Here is a 20,165-nt window from a genome sequence, read left to right on the forward strand (position 1 = left end):
CCGGGTCGATGGGCGAGGTACGGCGGGAGGGGGTGCGGCGGACGACGGTGTGCGCGGTGGTGGGGGCCGCGCACCCGGATGCGGTCAGCGCGCACATCGCGCCTGGCCGCCCCGCCCGCTGCCGAGCGTGCCGCTGCCGATCCGGCCGCCCTCCTTGGCGAAGCGGTCGTAGAAACCCCCGGTCGCCATCGCTAGAAGTCCCAGCCCTCGCCGGCCGGGGCCGGGGCGGCGCCGGCGAACGCCTCGCCGGCCATGCCCGCGGTCAGCGTGGCGCCGTCGGCCGGGTCGATCAGCACGAACGAACCGGTGCGCCGCGAGTCGGCGTACGCGTCCAGCGGCAGTGGCTCCGCGGTACGCAGCACCACCGCGCCGATGTCGTTGACGCCCAACTCCTCCGGGGCGGTGTGGTGGGCCAGTTCGGCGCCGAGGTCGATGCGGTACGGCAGCTCCCTCACGATCGCCTTGACGGTGCGCGTACCGTGCTTGAGCAGCACCCGCATCCCCACCCGCAGCGGATGTTCGTGCAGGTGGCAGACGGTGGCCCGGATGTCGCGGGTGGTGGCGGGGGCGCCTTCGGCGGGGGCGAGGAGGTCGCCGCGGGAGATGTCGAGGTCGTCGGCGAGGAGCACGGTGACCGACTGCGGCGCCCAGGCCAGCTCCACCGGCCGGCCCAGCAGGTCGATGCCGGTGATGGTGCTGGTGGCGCCGGAGGGCAGCACGGTGACCCGGTCGCCGACGCGCAGCACACCGGAGGCGATCTGCCCGGCGTAGCCGCGGTAGTCGGGGTGGTCGGCGGTCTGCGGGCGGATCACGTACTGGACGGGGAAGCGCGCCGGGACGCCGGACGGGTCGGAGCCGACCGGTACGGTCTCCAGGTGCTCCAGCACGGTCGGGCCGCCGTACCAGTCCATGTGCGCGGACGGGGTCACCACGTTGTCACCGGCCAGGGCGGAGATCGGGATCGCGGTGACCTCGGGTATGCCCAGCGAGGCGGCGTACCCGGTGAACTCCTCGGCGATGGCGGCGAAGACCGGCTCGGCGTAGTCGACCAGGTCCATCTTGTTGACCGCCAGCACCACGTGCGGGACGCGCAGCAGGGCGGCGACCGCGGCGTGCCGGCGGGTCTGCTCCACCACGCCGTTGCGGGCGTCGACCAGGATGACGGTCAGCTCGGCGGTGGAGGCCCCGGTGACCATGTTGCGGGTGTACTGCACGTGGCCCGGGGTGTCGGCCAGGATGAAGCGGCGCCGGGCGGTGGCGAAGTACCGGTAGGCGACGTCGATGGTGATGCCCTGTTCCCGTTCGGCGCGCAGGCCGTCGGTGAGCAGGGCGAGGTCGGGGGCGTCCTGCCCGCGCCGCCGGGAGGCGTGCTCGACGGCCTCCAACTGGTCGGCGAGGACCGACTTGGAGTCGTGCAGCAGCCGCCCCACCAGGGTGGACTTGCCGTCGTCGACGGAGCCCGCGGTGGCGAACCGCAGCAGCGAGGTGGCCGCCAGCTCTTCGGTGGTGGTGCTCATCTAGAAATACCCCTCGCGCTTGCGGTCTTCCATCGCGGCCTCGGAGAGCTTGTCGTCGGCGCGGGTGGCGCCGCGTTCGGTGAGCCGGCTCGCCGCGATCTCGGCGATCACCTGCTCGATGGTGGCCGCGTCGGAGTCGACGGCGCCGGTGCAGGACATGTCGCCGACGGTGCGGTAGCGGATCAGCCGGCGCTCGACCGGCTCGCCGTCCTTCGGCCCGCCCCACGCGCCGGCCGTCAGCCACATCCCGGCACGGCGGAAGACGTCACGTTCGTGGGCGTAGTAGATCGGCGGCAGTTCGATGCCCTCGCGGGCGATGTACTGCCACACGTCCAGCTCGGTCCAGTTCGACAGCGGGAAGACCCGGACGTGTTCGCCGGGCGCGTGCCGGCCGTTGTACAGCTGCCACAGCTCGGGGCGCTGGCGGCGCGGGTCCCAGGCGCCGAACTCGTCGCGCAGCGAGAAGACACGTTCCTTCGCCCGCGCCTTCTCCTCGTCGCGCCGTCCGCCGCCGAAGACCGCGTCGTAGCGGCCCTCGCCGATGGCGTCCAGCAGCGGCACGGTCTGCAACGGGTTGCGGGTGCCGTCGGGGCGCTCGCGCAGCCGCCCGTCGTCGATGTAGTCCTGCACGCTCGCCACGTGCAGCCGCAGGCCGTGCCGGGCCACCGTGCGGTCGCGGAACTCGATGACCTCGGGGAAGTTGTGCCCGGTGTCCACGTGCAGCAGCCCGAAGGGCACCGGCGCCGGGGCGAACGCCTTGAGCGCCAGGTGGAGCATGACGATGGAGTCCTTGCCGCCGGAGAAGAGGATCACCGGCCGCTCGAACTCGCCCGCCACCTCGCGGAAGATGTGCACCGCCTCGGACTCCAGCGCGTCCAGGTGCGACAGCGCGTACGGGTTCTCCACGCCCTCGCTGATCTCGGTCACCGTCGTCACGCCAGTCCCCTCTCCCTGAGCAGCGCGTTGAGTGCCTCGGCGGACTCGGCCACCGTCCGGTCGTGGGTGTGCAGACGCAGGTCGGGGGCCTCGGGGGCCTCGTACGGGTCGTCCACCCCGGTCAGCCCGGACAGCTCGCCGGCCGCCTGCTTGGCGTAGAGCCCCTTGACGTCGCGGACCGAGCAGACCTCCACCGGGGTGGCCACGTGCACCTCCAGGTACGGGGTGCCGTGCTGCTCGTGGCGCTTGCGCACCGCCTCCCGGCTGTCCGCGTACGGCGCGATGACCGGCACCAGCGCCTTGACGCCGTGGGACGCCAGCAGTTGGGCGACGAAGCCGACGCGCTGGACGTTGGTGTCCCGGTCGGCCCGGGTGAAGCCCAGCCCGGCGGAGAGGAACTCGCGGATCTCGTCCCCGTCGAGCACCTCGGCGCGGTGTCCTTCGCCCCGCAGCCGTTCGGCCAGCGCGCGGGCGACGGTGGTCTTGCCGGCGCTGGGCAGCCCGGTGAGCCAGATCGTGGCCCCCCGTTCCGTCACGCTCATCTCATTCTCCTGACGCTTCATCAGCCGTGCAGCCCGCATTCGGTCTTGGCGCGCCCCGCCCACCGTCCGGCGCGGGCGTCCTCGCCCTCCAGCACCCGGCGGGTGCACGGCGCGCAGCCGATGGAGGGGTAGCCGTCCAGCAGCAGCGGGTTGGTCAGCACGCCGTGTTCGGCCACGTAGGCGTCGACGTCGTCCTGGGTCCAGCGGGCGATCGGGGAGATCTTCACCTTGCGGCGCCGCTCGTCCCAGCCGACCACCGGGGTGCCGGCCCGGGTCGGCGACTCGTCGCGGCGCAGCCCGGTGGCCCACGCCTGGTAGCCGCGCAGCCCCTCCTCCAGCGGCCGGACCTTGCGCAGCGCGCAGCACAGGTCGGGGTCGCGGTCGTGCAGCCGCGGCCCGTACTCGGCGTCCTGCTCGGCCACCGTCCGCCGCGGCGTCAGCGTGATGACGTTGACGTCCATCACCGCGGCCACCGCGTCCCGGGTGCCGATGGTCTCCGGGAAGTGGTAGCCGGTGTCGAGGAAGACCACGTCCACCCCGGGGGCGGCGCGGGAGGCCAGATGGGCCACCACGGCGTCCTCCATGGAGGAGGTCACGCACCAGCGCGGGCCGAAGGTGCGCGCGGCCCAGCCGAGGACGTCGAGCGCGTCGGCGTCCTCCAGGTCGCGCCCGGCCCGCTCGGCCAGGGCCTTCAGCTCCGCATCGGTGCGGCCGTCCACTCCGGTTCCGGTCATCGCGCTCCGTCCTCCCCCGTGTCGTCCCGCCGCAGGCCGGCGGCGAGCAGCCCGATGAACGCCAGCCGGAAGGCGCGGTTGCAGGCACCGCACTCCCAGGCCCCATGGCCCTCCGGCGACGGCCGCAGGTCCTCGTCCCCGCAGTAGGGGCAGTAGAAGGGGGCCGCCCGCTCGCTCATGACAGCGCCTCCTCGGAGGCCCGCGCCGTCCAGTCGGCGAACCGCTCACCGGCGGTGCGCTCGGCCAGGTAGCGGCGGAGCACCCGCTCGATGTAGTCGGGGAGTTCGGCGGCGGTGACCTTCAGCCCGCGCACCTTGCGGCCGAACCCCGCCCGCAGGCCGAGCGCGCCGCCGAGGTGCACCTGGTACCCCTCGACCTGGCGGCCCTCGTCGTCCAGCACCAACTGGCCCTTGAGGCCGATGTCGGCGGTCTGGATGCGGGCGCAGGCGTTGGGGCAGCCGTTGAGGTTGACGGTGATCGGCTCGTCGAACTCCGGCAGCCGGCGCTCCAGTTCGTCGATGAGCGCGGCGCCGCGGCCCTTGGTCTCGACGATGGCCAGCTTGCAGAACTCGATCCCGGTGCAGGCCATCGTGCCGCGCCGGAACGGGGACGGGGTGACCTGGAAGTCCAGCGCCTCCAACCCGGCGACCAGCGAGTCGACCTGGTCCTCGGCGACGTCCAGCACGATCATCTTCTGCTCGACGGTGGTGCTGAGCCGGTCGGAGCCGTGCGCGGCGGCCAGGTCGGCGACCTTGGTCAAGGTGGCGCCGTCGACCCGGCCGACCCGGGGGGCGAAGCCCACGTAGTAGCGGCCGTCCTTCTGCCGGTGCACCCCGACGTGGTCGCGCCAGCGGCTGGAGGGCTCGGCCGGCGCGGGGCCGTCGAGGAGTTCGCGCCCCAGGTACTCGTCCTGGAGCACCCGGCGGAACTTCTCCGGGCCCCAGTCGGCCATCAGGTACTTCAGCCGGGCCCGGTTGCGCAGCCGCCGGTAGCCGTAGTCGCGGAAGATCCCGGTGACCCCGGCCCACACCTCGGGCACCTCGGCCAACGGCACCCAGGCGCCCAGCCGTTCGCCCAGCCGCGGGTTGGTGGACAGGCCGCCGCCGACCCACAGGTCGAAGCCGGGGCCGTGCTCGGGGTGGACCACGCCGACGAAGGCAACGTCGTTGATCTCGTGGACCACGTCCTGCGCCGGCGAGCCGGAGATCGCGGTCTTGAACTTCCGCGGCAGGTTGGAGAACTCCTTGCTGCCGATGTAGCGCCGCTCGATCTCCTCGATCGCCGGGGTGCCGTCGATGATCTCGTCGGCGGCGATCCCGGCCACCGGGGAGCCGATGATCACCCGGGGGCAGTCGCCGCACGCCTCGGTGGTGGACAGCCCCACGGACTCCAGCTTCCGCCAGATGTCCGGCACGTCCTCGATGCGCACCCAGTGCAGCTGGATGTTCTGCCGGTCGGTGATGTCGGCGGTGCCGCGGGCGTAGGTCTGCGAGACCTCGCCGATCGCGCGCAACTGGGCCACCGTCAGCCGCCCGCCGTCGACGCGCACCCGCATCATGAAGTAGCGGTCGTCCAGCTCCTCCGGCTCCAGCACCGCGGTCTTGCCGCCGTCGATGCCGGGCTTGCGCTGGGTGTACAGCCCCCACCAGCGCATCCGGCCGCGCAGGTCGGCCGGGTCGATGGAGTCGAAGCCGCGGTGCGCGTAGATCGTCTCAATACGCGTCCGCACATTGAGACCGTCGTCGTCCTTCTTGACCTGCTCGTTGCCGTTGAGCGGGGTGAAATGGCCGACGGCCCACTGGCCCTCGCCGCGGTGGCGGCCGGCCTTGCGGCGGGATGGTGCGACCTCGGCGGTCTCGTCGATGGTGGCCATGTCAGCAGGGTCCTTCGGGCAGGCGGAGCGCGCGGAGGCGTCAGCGGACGGCCCTGACCTGCGGTTTCACGCATGCATGGGCCCGCGTCGCCGAATCGGCGGGGAGGGTTGGGAAAGTGCGGCGCTGGTCGTTCAGCTCGCCGGACAGATGGCGCTGGACATGCGGCCGTAGTCGACGTGCAGTCGACCCACCAAGGCGATTCCAGCGCGAGACATGACGGAAGCGTGGCATGCCGCTCTCCGACCAGTCCACTATTGTCCAAAAAGCGGACGTACCCTTCCCGATATCTGAGACGGTGTGTCGCGTGTCACGCGCCCCACCCGCCCCCGCGCGTCACTCGGTACGGGTGTCGTAGAGCCGGAATCCGCGCCGCTGGTAGTTGGCCATCGCGTACCGGCCGTCCAGGCTGCAGGTGTGCACCCACACCCGGCGGGTCGGCGTCCGCCCCGGCCACCGCGCGGCCAGGTCCCAGGCGCGCGCGGTGCCGTACGTCAGCAGATGGCCGCCGATGCGCCGGCCCCGGAAGGCGGGCAGCAGCCCGAAGTAGGCGATCTCCACCACCCCGTCCGCCGCGTCCGGGCTCAACTCCACGTACCCGGCCGGCGTGCCGCGCTCGTACGCCACCCACGTCTCGGTGCCCGGCCGCTCCAGGTACGCCCGCCACTCCCGCGGCGTCCACCCCAGCCGGTCGGTCCACGCCACGTCGGCCCCCACCGACGCGTACAGGAAGCGGCTGAACTCCGGGCTCGGTATCCGTGCCCGCGCCACGGTCACACCGGCCGCCGGATCGGGCGCGGCGGCCGGGGCCAGGTCGGCGGGGTCGGTCTGCTCCAGGTACCAGGTGGTCACAGCGGTGTCGGTCATGGGCCCCACCCCATCACGCCCCGCCGTCCGTTCACTCGACGGCACGCACCCCGGTCAGCCGGGCGAAGACCACCACGTTCCCGGCGTATCCGTGCTTCTTGGTGTATCCGCCGCCGCAGGTGATCACCCGCAGCTCCGGCTTGCCGATGTCGCCGTAGACCCGGTCGCCGGGGAAGTGGTCCTTGGCGAAGACCTCGATGCCGTAGATGGTGAAGACCGCGGTGCGCCCGTCGCCGCGGGCCACCTCGATCCGGTCGCCCTTGCGCAGCGCGCCCAGGCCGTAGAAGACGGACGGGCCGTGCACGTTGTCCACGTGGCCGTCGATGACCGCGGTGCCGCGTTCGCCGGGGGAGGCCGCGTCCTTGTACCAGGCGGTGAGGTTGGTGTCCTCCGGCGGCGGCGCCGCGATCCAGCCGTCGTCGTCCAGGCCCACCTTCATCACCGGCGCGTCCACCGAGATCCGCGGGATGCGGATCCGCAGCGGCTCGGCGTACGGCAGCGGACGGGCCGCCGCCGGACCCGCCTCGTCGTCGCCGTCCGCGCCGGAGGCACTCTCCTCGTCCCCCGGCCGCCCCCGGTCCTCCCGCGCCGCGCCGGACGGACGCGCCGACGGACTGGGGGACGCCAGCGCCGCGGCCCGGCCGGGCTGCGGGGGGCCGTGGTCGTCGGCCGCGCCGTTGTGGATCAGCGCCGCCCCGCACACCGCGGCCACCGCGATCGCCACCGGCCCCCGGTAGCGGCTGCGTACCGACGCTTCCTCCCCGCCGGCGCCGTCCGCGGGGTTCGGGGGGCTCGCGGTGGACATGGGCCGACCTCCTTCGACGTTCCGGACCCGGCCGGACGGACCGCCCCGGCCCTTGCACGCTAGGCGGCCGGCCCCGTCCCGGCGAGGCGGCACGGGCGAACGGGTGGCCGCCGTTCACCGGCGAGGACCAACCCCGCGCGGAGCGCCGTCTTCCCCGGCCCCGTCGGCTCCGCGAAGATGGGCCCGCCGCCGGACAACGGCGGACAAAGCGGAGAATGGGGACAGGACATGGCCAAACTCCGGGCGGGACGAGGCGCACTGCGCCGCAAGCCGATCGAGACACCCGAGGCGGGCGAGGTGGCCGCCGGGGAACGGCTCAGCCGGTCCCTGGGGCTGTGGCAGCTCACCGCCATCGGGGTGGGCGGCATCATCGGCGCCGGCGTCTTCACCCTGGCCGGCACCGTGGCCAACGGCACCGCGGGCCCCGCCGTCCTCGTCTCCTTCCTGATCGCCGGCATCGCCAGCGCCGCCGCGGCCTTCTCCTACGCCGAGTTCGCCGGGCTCATCCCGATGGCCGGCTCCGCCTACACCTACGGCTACGCCGTCCTCGGCGAGGTGGTCGGCTGGTTCATCGGCTGGGACCTGCTGCTGGAGTACACCGCGATCGTCGCCGTCGTCGCCATCGGCATCTCCGGCTACTTCGACTTCCTGCTCGGCCAGGCCGGGCTCAAGCTCCCCGCCTGGCTGCTCGGGGCGCCCGGCACCGGCCCCGGCCACCGGGTCGACCTGTTCGCCGCCGTGCTCTGCCTGCTCATCGCCGCGCTGCTCAACCTGGGCATCAGGAGCGCCGCCCGCTTCGAGACCGTGGTCGTCGGCGTCAAGGTCCTGGTGGTGCTGCTGGTGATCGCCGTCGGCTTCCTGCATGTCCACACCGCCAACTACACCCCGTTCTTCCCCTACGGACTCGGCGGCGCCTTCACCGGCGCGGCCACCGTGTTCTTCGCCGTCTTCGGCTACGACGCGATGAGCACCGCCGCCGAGGAGTCCAAGGACGCGCAACGCCAGATGCCCAAGGCGATCCTGCTGTCGCTGGCCATCTCCATGGTGCTCTACGTGCTCGCCTGCCTGGTGCTCACCGGGATGCAGAACTACCGCTCCATCGACCCCAAGAGCGGCTTCTCCTCGGCGTTCAAGTCGGTCGGCCTCGACGCGGTCGCCGACGTGGTCGCCGTCGGCGCCATCATCGGCATCCTCACCGTGATGTTCACCTTCATGCTCGGCGTCACCCGGGTGTGGTACTCGATGAGCCGGGACGGGCTGCTGCCGCCGTGGTTCGCCCACACCCACCCCACCCGCCACGTGCCGACCCGGGTGACCTGGATCGTCGGCGTCGCCGCCGCGGCCATCGCCAGCTTCGTCCCCATCGGCACCGCCGCCGAGCTGACCAACATCGGCATCCTGCTGGCCTTCGTGGTGGTCTGCGTGGCCGTCCTCGTCCTCCACTACAAACGCCCCGACCTGCCGCGTACCTTCCGCTGCCCGGCCAAGCCGGTGGTCCCCGCGCTCGGCGCGCTCTTCTCGCTGTGGCTCATCACCTTCCTGCACTGGGAGACATGGCTGCGGTTCGCGGTGTGGTTCCTGATCGGTCTGCTGGTCTACGCCGGCTACTCCTACCGCCACTCGGGGCTGGCCGGCCGCGACCGGGACGCCGGCCCCACCTCCTGAGCCGCCGCCCGCCCCCGCCGCGCCGCGAGCACCGCCGGCGCGGTGGAGAACGGCAGCAGGTCCAGCGGATCCTGCGGCCCGCGCACCTCCACCTCCACGTGGTCGGCGAACCGGTACGGACGGTGGGCCAGCACCCCGGCCAGCCGGCGGCGCAGCCGGGAGAGTTCGGCCCGCACCGTCACCGTACGGCCGGGGTCGCCGAAGAGCGCCTCGGCGAGCTGGGCGGCGGTACGCCCCTCGCGGTGCAGCGCGAGCACGTACAGCAACTCGGCGTGGCGCGGCGAGAGATGGTGCGACCAACTGCCCATCGCCCCGCTGACCGACACCGACCACGAACGCGGGCCGGCCAGCTCCAGCACCACCCGCCCGGGCGCGGCCGGCCCCGGCGCCTGCCCCACCCGCACCAGCCACCCGCCCGGCAACGGCTCCAGCACGCACGGACCCAGCGACGGCAGCCACACCCGGCCGGTCTGCGGGGTGGCCGGCAACGCCACCCGGTCCACCGGCGCCATCCCGGTCACCGCGGCCGTCCAGCCGTAACGGTCCACCGCGATCGCCGGACCGCCGAGCCGGGCCAGCACCGGCGCCGCCGTGGACCGCAGCCGCTCCACCGACTGCCAGTGCCGGGCCCGCAGTTCGCCCTCGGCCACCCGGGCCACCGCGGTCACCAGCGCCAAGGTGGCCGGATGCACCTCGGCCGCCGGGGCGCTGATGTCCACCACGCCCAGCAGCCGCCCGTCCCGCGGATCGTGCAACGGCGCCGACGCACACGTCCACCCGTGGTGGGCCCGGACGAAGTGCTCGGTGGAGGTGATCTGCAGCGGGGTACGGGCCACCACGGCGGTGCCGATCCCGTTGGTGCCCGCCGACTCCTCCGCCCAGCAGGCGCCCTCCGCCAGGTTGACGCGGTCGGCGGTGCGCCGCCCGGACCGACCCCCGGTACGCCACAGCACCCGGCCGTCGGCGTCGGCCACCGCCATCACGTGGCGCTCCCCGTCGGCCACCGAACGCAGGCCCTCCCGGAGCGTGGGGACGATCCCGGCCAGCGGCGACTGGCGGCGCAGCGACTCCAGCGCGTCCGCGGCGAGCGCCGTGCGGTGGTTGCCGACGTCCGGATCCAGGCCCCGGCGCAGCATCCGGCGCCAGGACTCGGTGATCACCGCGCGGGAGGGCGGGACGGTGCCGGACGTCCGCCCCGCGGCCGGCGGCTCGGGTGGTGACTGTTTCACGTGCGGTCTCTCGGATCTTCTCGGTGTGCCATCCCATGGTGCCGCCGCCCGGGTCCGCCGCGCCGGTCATCCGGCGGAAAACCGCAACCTGCTGCAACGGTTGCCAATCCACCCCGTTCCGGCGGAAAGTGACGTCCGGTCGCGCCACCGCCCCGGATCGCTCCGGGCCAAAGGCGCGGGGCCGGGGTGGCGCCGGGTCGGCGCGGCACCACCCCGGCCGCCTGCCGTCCGCTACGCGCCCTGCTCCGGGCGCGGCCGGGCCCGGTCGACCACCGACACCAGATCGAGCGTGTGCGGCAGCGTGCCGAACGCCGTCCCCCAGTCGCCGCCCAGCCGCGAGGCGCAGAACGCGTCCGCCACCGCGGCCGGGGCGAACCGCACCAGCAGCGAACCCGAGAAGACCAGCGCCATCCGCTCCACCACGCGCCGGGCCCGCGCCTCGATGCCCTCCAGATCGGCCAGTTCGGTCAGCAGGTCCTTGATCGCCCCGTCCAGCCGGTGGTCGGCGCCCCGCGCCAGCCCCAGCTCCCCGAGGAACGCGTTGAGGGCGCCCGGCTCCCGCTGGAGCGCGCGCAGCACGTCGAGCGCCTGCACGTTCCCCGACCCCTCCCAGATCGAGTTCAGCGGCGACTCCCGGAACAGCCGCGGCATCCCCGACTCCTCCACGTAGCCGTTGCCACCCAGGCACTCCAGCGCCTCGCCGACCACCGCGGAACACCGCTTGGTCACCCAGTACTTGGCCACCGGCACCGCGATCCGCCGCAGCGCCCGCTCGTGCTCGGTGTCCGCGTCGTACGCCGCCGCCAGCCGCAGCGCGGTGGTGGTCGCCGCCTCCGACTCCAGCGCCAGGTCGGCCAGGACGTTGCGCATCAGCGGCTTGTCGATCAGCGGACCGCCGAACGCCTCGCGGTACGCCGCGTGATGCGTGGCCTGCGCGACCGCCTGCCGCATCAGCGCCGCCGACCCCGACACGCAGTCCAGCCTGGTGGCGGCCACCATCTCGATGATGGTCGCCACCCCGCGCCCCTCCTCGCCGACCCGGCGCGCCCAGGTGCCGTCGAACTCCACCTCCGAGGAGGCGTTGGAGCGGTTGCCGAGCTTCTCCTTGAGCCGCTGGATCGCGAAGACGTTGCGGGTGCCGTCCGGCAGCACCCGGGGCAGCAGGAAGCAGGTCAGCCCCCCGGGCGCCTGGGCGAGCACCAGGAAGGCGTCCGACATCGGCGCCGAACAGAACCACTTGTGCCCGGTGAGCGCGTACGCCCCCGGCTCGGCCAGCGGCTCCGCCCGGGTGGTGTTGGCCCGTACGTCCGAACCGCCCTGCTTCTCCGTCATGCCCATCCCGAACAGCGCCCCGGGCTTGGCACCCGGCGGCAGCAACTCCGGCCGGTAGATCCGGGAGGTCAGCCGGGGCTCCCACTCGGCGGCCAGCGCCGGGTCCGCGCGCAGCGCCGGGACGGCGGCGTGCGTCATCGACAGCGGGCAGCCGTGCCCCGCCTCCACCTGCGTCCAGGTGAGGAAGGCCGCGGTACGCCGGACGTGCCCGCCCGGCCGGGACCAGGCGTCGGTGAGCCCGGCGCCCACCGCGTGCCCGAGCAGCCGGTGCCAGCTGGGGTGGAACTCCACCTCGTCGATCCGGTTGCCGTACCGGTCGTGGGTACGCAGCACCGGCGGGTAGCCGTTGGCCTCCTCGCCCCAGCGCTGCGCCTGGGCGGAACCGGCCGCCCGGCCCAGTTCGGACAGCTCGGTCCGGGCCTCGTCGAGGTGCTCGGGGGCGAGGTGCCGCGCGACGCCCTCGGCGAGGGCGGGGTCGGCACTGAAGACGTCGTAGGAGACCAGCGGGGGTACCTGGTTGGTCACCGTGTGGGTGCGGGAAGCCATGGCAGCTACGGTAGGCAGGTGCACGCAGCAGAGGGAACACCACCGCCACGACCTGGGCGGTTGCATCGGGCACGGGCCCTTTACCGCAACGTCTCGAAGCGCAAGGTGGTGTGGCTGCTCACCAAGGACACCGTCAACTCCTGCATGGAGTACCGGGTCACCGGGCTCGCCGCCGAGGCCGCCTTCTTCGTCCTGCTGTCGCTCCCCCCGCTGCTGCTCGGTCTCGTCGGCGCGCTCGGTTACCTCGAAGCGGTGATAGGCGCCGGGACCATCGACCACATCCGGCGCAACATCCTGACCGCCTCGGCGACCGTGCTCTCCGTCAAGGGCGTCAACCAACTCGTCCGGCCGCTGGTGGACTACGTCTTCCGGGTCGGCCGCCCCGACGTGATCTCGGCCGGCTTCCTCATCGCGCTGTGGTCCGGCTCCCGGGCGCTCAACGTCTTCGTGGACACCATCACCATCATGTACGGGCTGGAGGGACGCCGCGGCATCGTCCGCACCCGGCTGCTCTCCTTCGTGCTCTACATCGTCGCGCTGCTGGTCGGGGCGGTGGTGCTGCCGCTGCTGGTGGCCGGTCCGGAGGCGGTGATCGGGCTCGTCCCGCACAGCGCCGGGGTGGTCGACGCCCTGTACTGGCCGGTGGTGCTGGTGCTCTCCATCGCGTTCCTGACCACGCTCTACCACGTCTCGGTCCCGGTGCGCTCGCCGTGGGTGGAGGACGTGCCGGGGGCGCTGGTGGCGCTCTTCATGTGGGTGCTCGGCAGCTTCCTGCTGCGGATCTACCTCACCCACACGATGGAAGGGCCCACCATCTACGGCTCGCTGGCGGCGCCGGTCGCGGTGCTGCTGTGGATCGGCGTGTCGGCCTTCGCCGTGCTGGTGGGCGCGGCCGTCAACGCCGCCGCCGACCGGGTGTGGCCCTCGCTGGCCACCGCCGCCGCCCGCGCGGAACGGGCCAGGGCCAGGGCCCAGGAGGCCGCCGAACTCGTGGCCCGGGCGGCCTCGGCGGAGGAGGACCACGGGGCGCCGGACGGGTCGTCGCGCGAGGCCGAGGAGGACGAGGCGGACCCGGATCCCGAACGGCCCGACGAGGACGACGACGCGCTGGCGGTGGCCCCCGCCGAGTACCCCGAACGCTGGGCCCCCGCGCCCTTCCGCGCCCCTCCGGCGGTTCCCGCGCGGCCGGGTAGGCGGGGGCGCGTGGGTCTGCGGCGCCGGGTGGCCCGCCGGGTGTGGCGCTGGGCGGTGGGGGGAGGGAGGGCGCGGGGGTAGGTCCGCCGCGGGATCGGGGGAAATCCGGTGGACCGGGGGCGGGGCGCCGCGTAGGGTCGCGGCTCATGTGACGAGGCGTCCGACGGCGGACGCCTCCCGGGACGACATGGAGGTGCGACTCATGGCTGTCATCGCGCGCGGCGTTGCCCGCATCCCGCAGCGGAACCACACCTTCACCCTCGTCCCGAAGGACCACCACCTTGAACTCCACGCTCTGCGGCTACGGTTGGGACAGCACCCGCGACGCTGACTTCGCCCCGCACGCCGCCCGCGGCCTGGTGCCCGCCCGCGTCGTACGGGTCCACGGCACGCTGTGCGACGCGGTCACCGAGGACGGCCTCGTCCGCGCCGACCTCACCCCGGTGACCTCCCCCGACCCGCTGGCCTGGGTCTGCACCGGCGACTGGGCCGCGCTCGACCCCTCCGGCGACCCGGTGCTGGTACGGGAGTTGCTCCCGCGCCGCACCACCCTGGTACGCAACACCTCCTCCAAGCGCTCCGAGGGCCAGGTCCTCGCGGCCAACGTCGACACCGTGGTCATCGCGGTGTCGATCGCCGCCGAACTCGACCTCGGCCGCGTCGAACGCTTCCTCGCGCTCGCCTGGGAGAGCGGCGCCCAGCCGGTCGTCGCGCTGACCAAGGCCGACCTGGTGCCCGAGGTGGACCACCTGGTCACCGACGTCGCCACGGTGGCCCCCGGGGCACCCGTGTTCGCCGTCAGCGCCGCCACCGGCAGCGGCCTGGAACCCCTCGCCGGGCTGCTCGGCGGGGGCACCTGCGTGCTCCTCGGCCAGTCCGGCGCCGGCAAGTCGACCCTCGCCAACGCCCTGCTGGGACGCGAGGCGCAGGACGTCCGCGCGGTCCGCGACGCCGACGGCAAGGGACGCCACACCACCACCTCGCGCGACCTGCTGCCGCTGCCCGGCGGCGGCGTGGTCATCGACACGCCCGGCCTGCGCGGCGTCGGCATGTGGGACGCCGAATCCGGGGTCGGCCGCGTCTTCACCGAGATCGAGGCACTCGCCGCCGACTGCCGCTTCCACGACTGCGCCCACGTCTCCGAACCCGGCTGCGCCGTCCTCTCCGCCGTCGCCGCCGGAACCCTGCCCGAACGCCGCCTCGACAGCTACCGCAAACTCCTCCGCGAGAACGCCTGGATCGCCGCCCGCACCGACGTCCGCCTGCGCGCCGAACAACGCACCCTGTGGAAGCGCCGATCGGCCGAAGGCCGCGCGGCCTACGAGGCGAAGCGGGGCGGGAGGCCGTGGTAGTTCCACGCGGCCCCGCGCGGCCGTGGCCCGCGTATCAGCTCACGTCGCCACCGCGCCGCCGTCGCGCGGTGAGCGGGCTGCCCTCGTGCCAGAACGTGTAGACCACGGTGCCGACGCCCAGGGTCACGATGACTATCCCCAGCACGATCGTGTAGATCATGGCTCCTCCAAGGGTCGTCCGGGGCCGGCTGGAAGCCGGGACGGATTTCACGCGGTCTTCACGGATTCCACCTGCCCGTGACATTCCCGTGTACGCCGCTTCCCAACCGCTTCCGGCCACATCCGGCGGCGAAGACCCGAGGGGGCGGGACGGTCAACCGCCGGTTGCGGCGGAGGGGTTGGCGGCGTGGGCGGGGGAGTCCGCCGGGCTCGCGGTGCCGGTGTCGGCGGTGGTGGCGGCGGGGCCGGCCGGGTTCGCGGGGGCGAGGGCGCCGCCGGCGTCGAGCTGCTCGACGGCCCACTGCGCCCATTCCCGCACCGCGGCCGATATCCGCACCCCGTACTCCAGGCTCAACAGGCCGTATCTGGCCAGCGGATCGTCCTGGGCGGCCACCTGCTCCCGCAACCCGAGCAGCGCCGCCTCCTGGGCCGCCGCCGCTGCCGCCCGGCGTTCCAGATAGGCCCGGGCCTGCCCGGGGTCCACCTGATCGAGGAAGAAGACCCGCAGCAGGGCGTCGTTGCGCCGCGGCGGATCCGGCTCCACCTCGGTGAGCCAGTGCCACAGCTCTTCGCGGCCCTGCTGGGTGATCCGGTACTCCTTACGGCCACGCGGCCCCTCGGCCTGCACCGCGATGAGCCCGGCGTCGGTGAGCCGGCCCAACTCGGTGTAGAGCTGGCTCTGCGTGGCCGGCCAGACGTTGGCCAGCGACGCCTCGAAGGCTTTCAGCAGGTCATAACCGCTGGCCGGGCCCCGGGCCAGCAGACCGAGCATGGCGTGGCGAAGACTCATGACCCGATTCTACATTCCACCCTTGACATGTCGAGCGAGGAGCTTCTATCTTCGACATGTCAGTAGTGGAATGTCATGGGTCCGACGCGTACGACAGCCTCGGGCCGGGGGAGCAGGGGGAAGTCGTGAGCAGCTTCGTCAGGCCGTTCTTGCCGTGGATCGGCTACGCGGTGGTCGCCTCCGTCGCCGACTGGCGCTGGGGAGCGCTCGCGGGGCTGGTGTTGACGGCCTGGGGCCTGGTCACCGCCCGGCGGGCCGGCCGTGGCTGGGACGCCCTGCTCATCGAGACGTGCTCGGCCGGCTACTTCGCCGTGGTGCTGGCGATCGCCCTCGCCGACCCGCACTCCGTCCTGCGCCCGTGGACGCAGTCCGCCTCCTCCGGCTGGCTCGCACTGATCGCCTGGGGCTCGCTGGCCGTACGCCGGCCCTTCACGCTCGGCATAGCCCGGGCCTCGGTCCCCGCCGCGCTGTGGGACAACCCCCTCTTCCGCCGTGTCAACGTGGTGATCAGCGCCGTCTGGGCGGTCGCCTTCACCTGCTCCGCCCTGGCTCTCGCCGCACTCCAGCTCTCCGGAGCCCCGGGCATCGCCCCCACCCTCGTCACCATCGCCGCGTTCGTCCTGCCCGCCGTCTTCACCGTCCGCTACCCCGACGCCGTGCGGGCCCGCGCCACCCGGCAGCCGGCCGTCTGACGCCCCGCCCGCCGCCGGGGACACCGCGAACCCGGCGTCCCCCGAGATGCCGAACGGGACGGTCAGGCGCCGGCCGCCGCCCAACAGCCGCTCACCATCCGCGACTTCACATCGCCCAAGGAGATCACATGACCGCCGACACCCCCGCCTACCTCAGCGGCCATCTGGCCCCCGTCCCGGACGAGACGGAGGCGCACGACCTGCCGGTCACCGGTACGCTCCCGCCCGAGCTGACCGGACGCTACTTCCGCAACGGCCCCAACCCGCTGCCCGGCCAGGACCCCGGGCACTGGTTCGCCGGCCAGGGGATGCTGCACGGCATCCGGCTCCGCGACGGCCGCGCCGAGTGGTACCGCAACCGCTGGGTGCGCACCCGGGCCATGGACGGCGTCCCGCTCGTCGACGAGAACGGCACCGTCGACCGCACCGCCGTCACCGCCAACACCCATGTCATCCCGCACGCCGACAAGATCTACGCCCTGGTCGAGAGCGGCCTGCCGTACGAGGTCACCCCGGAACTGGAGACCGTCGGCCCCTGCGACTTCGGCGGCCGGCTCACCACCGCCATGACCGCCCACCCCAAGGCCGATCCACGCACCGGCGAACTCCTCTTCTTCGGCTACGGGTTCGCCCCGCCCTACCTGACCTACCACCGGCTCTCCGCCTCCGGAGAACTCGTCGAAAGCCGCGAGATCGCGGTCCCCGGGCCCACGATGACGCACGACTTCGCCATCACCGCGAACCACGTCGTCTGGCTCGACCTGCCCGTGGTCTTCGACCTCTCCCTCACAGGGCGCGGAATGCCCTACCGCTGGGACGACGACTACGGCGCCCGGATCGGCGTGATGCCCCGCACCCCCGGGGCCCCGGTGCGCTGGTTCGACGTCGACCCCGCCTACGTCTTCCACGTCGGCAACGCCTACGAGGACGAGCAGGGCCGCGTCGTCCTCGACGCCGTGCGCTACTCCCCGCGGAGCTTCCAGGAGACCTGGGGACGCATGGGCGGCGGCAGCGCGGCCAGGCGTCAGGTCCCCGTCCTGCACCGCTGGCTCCTCGACCCCGCCACCGGCCAGGTCCGCGAAACGCCGCTGGACGACCGCATGGTGGAGTTCCCCACCATCGACGAGGAACGCACCGGCCTGGCCAACCGCCACGTCTACGCCGTCGGCCAGGGCGAACTGATCAAGTACGACACCCGCACCGGAGCCACCCGCACCTTCACCACCGGCGAGGACACCCGCCCCGGCGAAGCCGTCTTCGTCCCCGCCGCCGACGCCACCGCCGAGGACGACGGCTGGCTGCTCTCCCTCCTCTCCACCCCCGGCTCCGCCGAACTCCTCGTCCTGGACGCCCACGACCTGTCCCGGGTCGCCACCATCCACCTCCCCCGCCGAGTCCCGGCCGGCTTCCACGGCCACTGGATACCCGACGCGTAAGAAGGCGCCCCGGGGCTTCGCGGCGGCTCGCTGTTCCGCCTCGTATCGGGCGTGGCCGGGAGGGTGGCGTGAGGTCGTCGCGCGGGCGTGTCGCAGGTCCGTCGGCAGGGGCGCACGAGGGAGGGGTCGGCACGGAGTGCCCCACCCGGCCCCCGGCCGCCCCGTGACATCCCCGCGCCGTTGTCTGGAGTCCGTCCGCCCAGGCCGCATCGGGGCGGTAGTGGCAAGCGGCGGGGTGCCCCCGAGGCCGCCGATGTCGTCGGCCGCCCCGTCCTGGCCCTGGTCAGGGTCTTCCGCGACGTCCCCGCACGGCGCGCCGGGTATCCGTCGTACGCGCCGCGCCGGGGCGGGAGAGGGCGGGGAATGGAGCGCCCTCCGAGACGGCCGGTGTCGTCCAGCCACTTGTCCCGGCTCCGTGCCGTGACCTCCTCGTGCCGACGTCGGGTGTCCGTCACCCGGGCCGCACCGGGGTGGGAGGGGGCACGCACTCGTCCCCAACGGCGTCGACACCGTGCGTCGACCCCGCAGCGGAGTGCCCTCCCTGCCTGGGCGTGGCCCTGGCCCTGCCCCCGGCCGGATTCTCCCGCGACGTCCCCGCGACGGCCCGCCCGGACGGGGTGGCGTTCCGCCGCCCCGTCCGGGCCCGGGCCCCCGGCCGCCCCGTGACCTCCTCGCTCGTCGGTGGCGGGCATCCGCCGCTCAGGCCGCACCTGGACGGCAGGGCCGAGGTTCGGAGCGCCCCCCGAGTCCTCCGATGCCGTCCGGCCACTCCGCCCCGGCCCGCGGCCACCCCCGGGCGTCCCGGCGCCGACGTTGGACATCCGCCGGCCGGGGAGGGGCGGGGCCACGCAGCCGTCCCCGACGGCCCCGGCACCGAGGCGTCGGCTATCCGAGGGTTCGCCCTCCGCGCGGGCCGCGGGCCGCGGCACCTGTGACCTTTTCCTCGCAACCGGCTCCGCCCGCCCGGGGGCACCGGGGGCCGCCCCTGGAGGTCGGGCCATGATGTCCGATTTCCGCCAGTCCGGGGTGGCCCGGAAGCGCAGACTTGGAGGTGTGATCGACATGGAGACCGGATATCAGGCGGTGCGCAGCCGGGACGCGCGGTTCGACGGGGTGTTCTTCACCGCGGTGCGGACGACGGGCATCTACTGTCGGCCGAGTTGTCCGGCGGTGACACCGAAGCGGATCAACGTGACGTTCTACGCGTCGGCCGCGGCGGCGCAGAGCGCGGGGTACCGGGCGTGCCGCCGGTGCCGTCCGGACGCGGTGCCGGGGTCACCCGAGTGGGACGTGCGGGCGGACCTGGTCGGCCGGGCGATGCGGCTGATCCGGGACGGCGTGGTGGACCGGGACGGGGTGGCGGGGCTGGCCGCGCGGCTGGGCTACAGCGCACGGCAGGTGCAGCGCCAGCTCACCGCGGAGCTGGGTGCCGGGCCCGTGGCGCTCGCCCGGGTCCAGCGCGCCCACACCGCACGGGTGCTGCTCCAGACCACGACGCTGCCGATCACGGAGATCGCGTTCGCCTCCGGGTTCGCCAGCGTCCGGCAGTTCAACGACTCCATCCGGCAGATCTACGACCGGACCCCGACCGAGCTGCGGGCCACCGCCGAGGGGCGGCGCCCGGGGGCGGCACCGGCGGGCGTGGTGCCGTTGCGTCTGGCGCACCGCGGGCCGTACGACGCGGCCGGTGTCTTCGGCCTGCTGGCGCGGGAGGCCGTGCCGGGCGTCGAGGAGGTGACGGGGGAGCCGGGGCGGCGTACCTACCGGCGGACGCTGCGGCTGCCGCACGGGGTGGGCACGGCGGAGGTGGACGAGCCCGGCCCGCGGGCGCGTGCCGGCGGCTGGCTGGAGTGCCGGCTGCGCCTGGCCGACCTGCGGGACCTGACCACCGCCGTGCAGCGGGTCAGGCGGCTGTTCGACTTGGACGCCGACCCCGAGGCGGTGGTGGCGCGGTTCGCCGGTGACCCCGTCCTGGGTCCCCTCGCGGCGGCTCGGCCGGGGGTGCGGGTGCCGGGCGCGGCCGATCCGCACGAGACGGCGATCCGGCTCGCGCTGGGTGATCCGGCCCGGGCCGGGGAGTTGGCGGACCGGTACGGCGACGTGCTGCCCGGCGGTCCGGACGCGGGGCTGACCAGGCTGTTCCCCACCGTGCAGACGATCGCCGGGGTCGAAGCGCCCGCACCGGCAAGGGAGTTGGCGGCAGCGCTGGCCGAGGGCGCGGTCCGGCTCGACGCCGGGGCCGACCGGGAGGCGTCGGCACGGGCGTTGACGGCCGTGCCCGGTCTCGACGGGCGCACGGCGGCGCTCATCCGCATGCGTGCCCTGGGCGACCCCGACGTCCTCGTACCCGCCGCCGGTGCCGTCGAGCCGTCCGGGCCCGCCGACGCCTGGCGCCCCTGGCGTTCCTACGCCACCCGCCTGCTCGACCCGGAGCACGCCGCATGACCCCGGCAACCCAGGCCCCCGACCCCGACCCCGTCGGCCATCACCCCGACAAC

At 73.9% G+C, this 20,165-nt stretch carries 18 protein-coding genes; 6 read left to right on the forward strand and 12 right to left on the reverse strand.

Annotated elements, in window-relative coordinates:
* Positions 1–191 precede the first annotated feature (191 nt).
* From SCATT_RS22345 to SCATT_RS22380, 8 genes are all read right to left on the reverse strand, one after another.
* Positions 192–1,517: a sulfate adenylyltransferase subunit 1 gene (locus SCATT_RS22345; protein ID WP_014145429.1), complete on the reverse strand. Its 1,326-nt coding sequence runs from the start codon at positions 1,515–1,517 to the stop codon at positions 192–194.
* A complete protein-coding gene (cysD, locus tag SCATT_RS22350) occupies positions 1,518–2,453 on the reverse strand; it encodes a sulfate adenylyltransferase subunit CysD (protein ID WP_014145430.1) in 936 nt (311 codons plus the stop codon).
* Complete coding sequence (cysC, locus tag SCATT_RS22355; RefSeq protein WP_014628522.1) at positions 2,450–3,034, reverse strand: adenylyl-sulfate kinase; 585 nt, start codon at positions 3,032–3,034, stop codon at positions 2,450–2,452. Before cysC ends, cysD begins: the two co-directional genes overlap by 4 nt.
* Positions 3,016–3,729: a phosphoadenylyl-sulfate reductase gene (locus SCATT_RS22360; RefSeq protein WP_014145432.1), complete on the reverse strand. Its 714-nt coding sequence runs from the start codon at positions 3,727–3,729 to the stop codon at positions 3,016–3,018. Before SCATT_RS22360 ends, cysC begins: the two co-directional genes overlap by 19 nt.
* A complete protein-coding gene (locus tag SCATT_RS22365; RefSeq protein WP_014145433.1) occupies positions 3,726–3,908 on the reverse strand; it encodes a hypothetical protein in 183 nt (60 codons plus the stop codon). The genes SCATT_RS22360 and SCATT_RS22365 overlap by 4 nt, the downstream gene beginning before the upstream one ends.
* A complete protein-coding gene (locus SCATT_RS22370; protein WP_014145434.1) occupies positions 3,905–5,602 on the reverse strand; it encodes a nitrite/sulfite reductase in 1,698 nt (565 codons plus the stop codon). The genes SCATT_RS22365 and SCATT_RS22370 overlap by 4 nt, the downstream gene beginning before the upstream one ends.
* 334 nt (positions 5,603–5,936) lie before the next feature.
* Positions 5,937–6,467, reverse strand: a complete 531-nt coding sequence (locus SCATT_RS22375) for a GNAT family N-acetyltransferase (protein WP_014145435.1) — start codon at positions 6,465–6,467, stop codon at positions 5,937–5,939.
* Between the two features lie 31 nt (positions 6,468–6,498).
* A complete protein-coding gene (locus tag SCATT_RS22380) occupies positions 6,499–7,272 on the reverse strand; it encodes a class F sortase (protein WP_014145436.1) in 774 nt (257 codons plus the stop codon).
* Between the two features lie 228 nt (positions 7,273–7,500).
* On the opposite strand from SCATT_RS22380, the gene SCATT_RS22385 reads away from it, so the two are divergent.
* Entirely contained in the window at positions 7,501–8,937 is a 1,437-nt protein-coding gene (locus SCATT_RS22385; RefSeq protein ID WP_014145437.1) for an amino acid permease, read from the forward strand.
* Here SCATT_RS22385 and SCATT_RS22390 read toward each other — a convergent pair.
* Together SCATT_RS22390 and SCATT_RS22395 are read right to left on the reverse strand one after the other, a co-directional pair.
* On the reverse strand, positions 8,883–10,166 hold the full coding sequence (locus tag SCATT_RS22390) for a helix-turn-helix domain-containing protein (protein WP_014145438.1): 1,284 nt from the start codon (positions 10,164–10,166) through the stop codon (positions 8,883–8,885). The two genes, SCATT_RS22385 and SCATT_RS22390, sit on opposite strands and share 55 nt — an antisense overlap.
* 231 nt (positions 10,167–10,397) lie before the next feature.
* Entirely contained in the window at positions 10,398–12,044 is a 1,647-nt protein-coding gene (locus tag SCATT_RS22395; RefSeq protein WP_014145439.1) for an acyl-CoA dehydrogenase family protein, read from the reverse strand.
* A gap of 18 nt (positions 12,045–12,062) precedes the next feature.
* Between SCATT_RS22395 and SCATT_RS22400 the strand changes: the two genes are divergently transcribed.
* Positions 12,063–13,319, forward strand: a complete 1,257-nt coding sequence (locus tag SCATT_RS22400) for a YihY/virulence factor BrkB family protein (RefSeq protein ID WP_014628525.1) — start codon at positions 12,063–12,065, stop codon at positions 13,317–13,319.
* Between the two features lie 200 nt (positions 13,320–13,519).
* Positions 13,520–14,590 (forward strand): ribosome small subunit-dependent GTPase A, encoded by a 1,071-nt coding sequence (gene rsgA, locus SCATT_RS22405; RefSeq protein WP_014145442.1) that lies wholly within the window; start codon positions 13,520–13,522, stop codon positions 14,588–14,590.
* Positions 14,591–14,624: 34 nt separating this feature from the next.
* Here rsgA and SCATT_RS40390 read toward each other — a convergent pair whose 3' ends face one another.
* On the reverse strand, positions 14,625–14,750 hold the full coding sequence (locus tag SCATT_RS40390) for a hypothetical protein (protein ID WP_014145443.1): 126 nt from the start codon (positions 14,748–14,750) through the stop codon (positions 14,625–14,627).
* Positions 14,751–14,903: 153 nt separating this feature from the next.
* Positions 14,904–15,539, reverse strand: coding sequence for a PadR family transcriptional regulator (locus SCATT_RS22410; protein ID WP_014628526.1), 636 nt, complete (start codon positions 15,537–15,539; stop codon positions 14,904–14,906).
* Positions 15,540–15,664: 125 nt separating this feature from the next.
* Here SCATT_RS22410 and SCATT_RS22415 point away from each other — a divergent pair, with 125 nt between their 5' ends.
* The 3 genes from SCATT_RS22415 to SCATT_RS22425 all read left to right on the forward strand — a co-directional run bounded on the left by SCATT_RS22415 (position 15,665) and on the right by SCATT_RS22425 (position 20,112).
* On the forward strand, positions 15,665–16,231 hold the full coding sequence (locus SCATT_RS22415) for a hypothetical protein (RefSeq protein WP_014145445.1): 567 nt from the start codon (positions 15,665–15,667) through the stop codon (positions 16,229–16,231).
* Between the two features lie 128 nt (positions 16,232–16,359).
* A complete protein-coding gene (locus SCATT_RS22420; protein ID WP_014145446.1) occupies positions 16,360–17,667 on the forward strand; it encodes a carotenoid oxygenase family protein in 1,308 nt (435 codons plus the stop codon).
* A gap of 1,062 nt (positions 17,668–18,729) precedes the next feature.
* Entirely contained in the window at positions 18,730–20,112 is a 1,383-nt protein-coding gene (locus SCATT_RS22425) for a DNA-3-methyladenine glycosylase 2 family protein (protein WP_014145448.1), read from the forward strand.
* Positions 20,113–20,165: the final 53 nt, after the last annotated feature.

It is taken from the genome of Streptantibioticus cattleyicolor NRRL 8057 = DSM 46488, assembly GCF_000240165.1.
Lineage (GTDB): Bacteria > Actinomycetota > Actinomycetes > Streptomycetales > Streptomycetaceae > Streptantibioticus > Streptantibioticus cattleyicolor.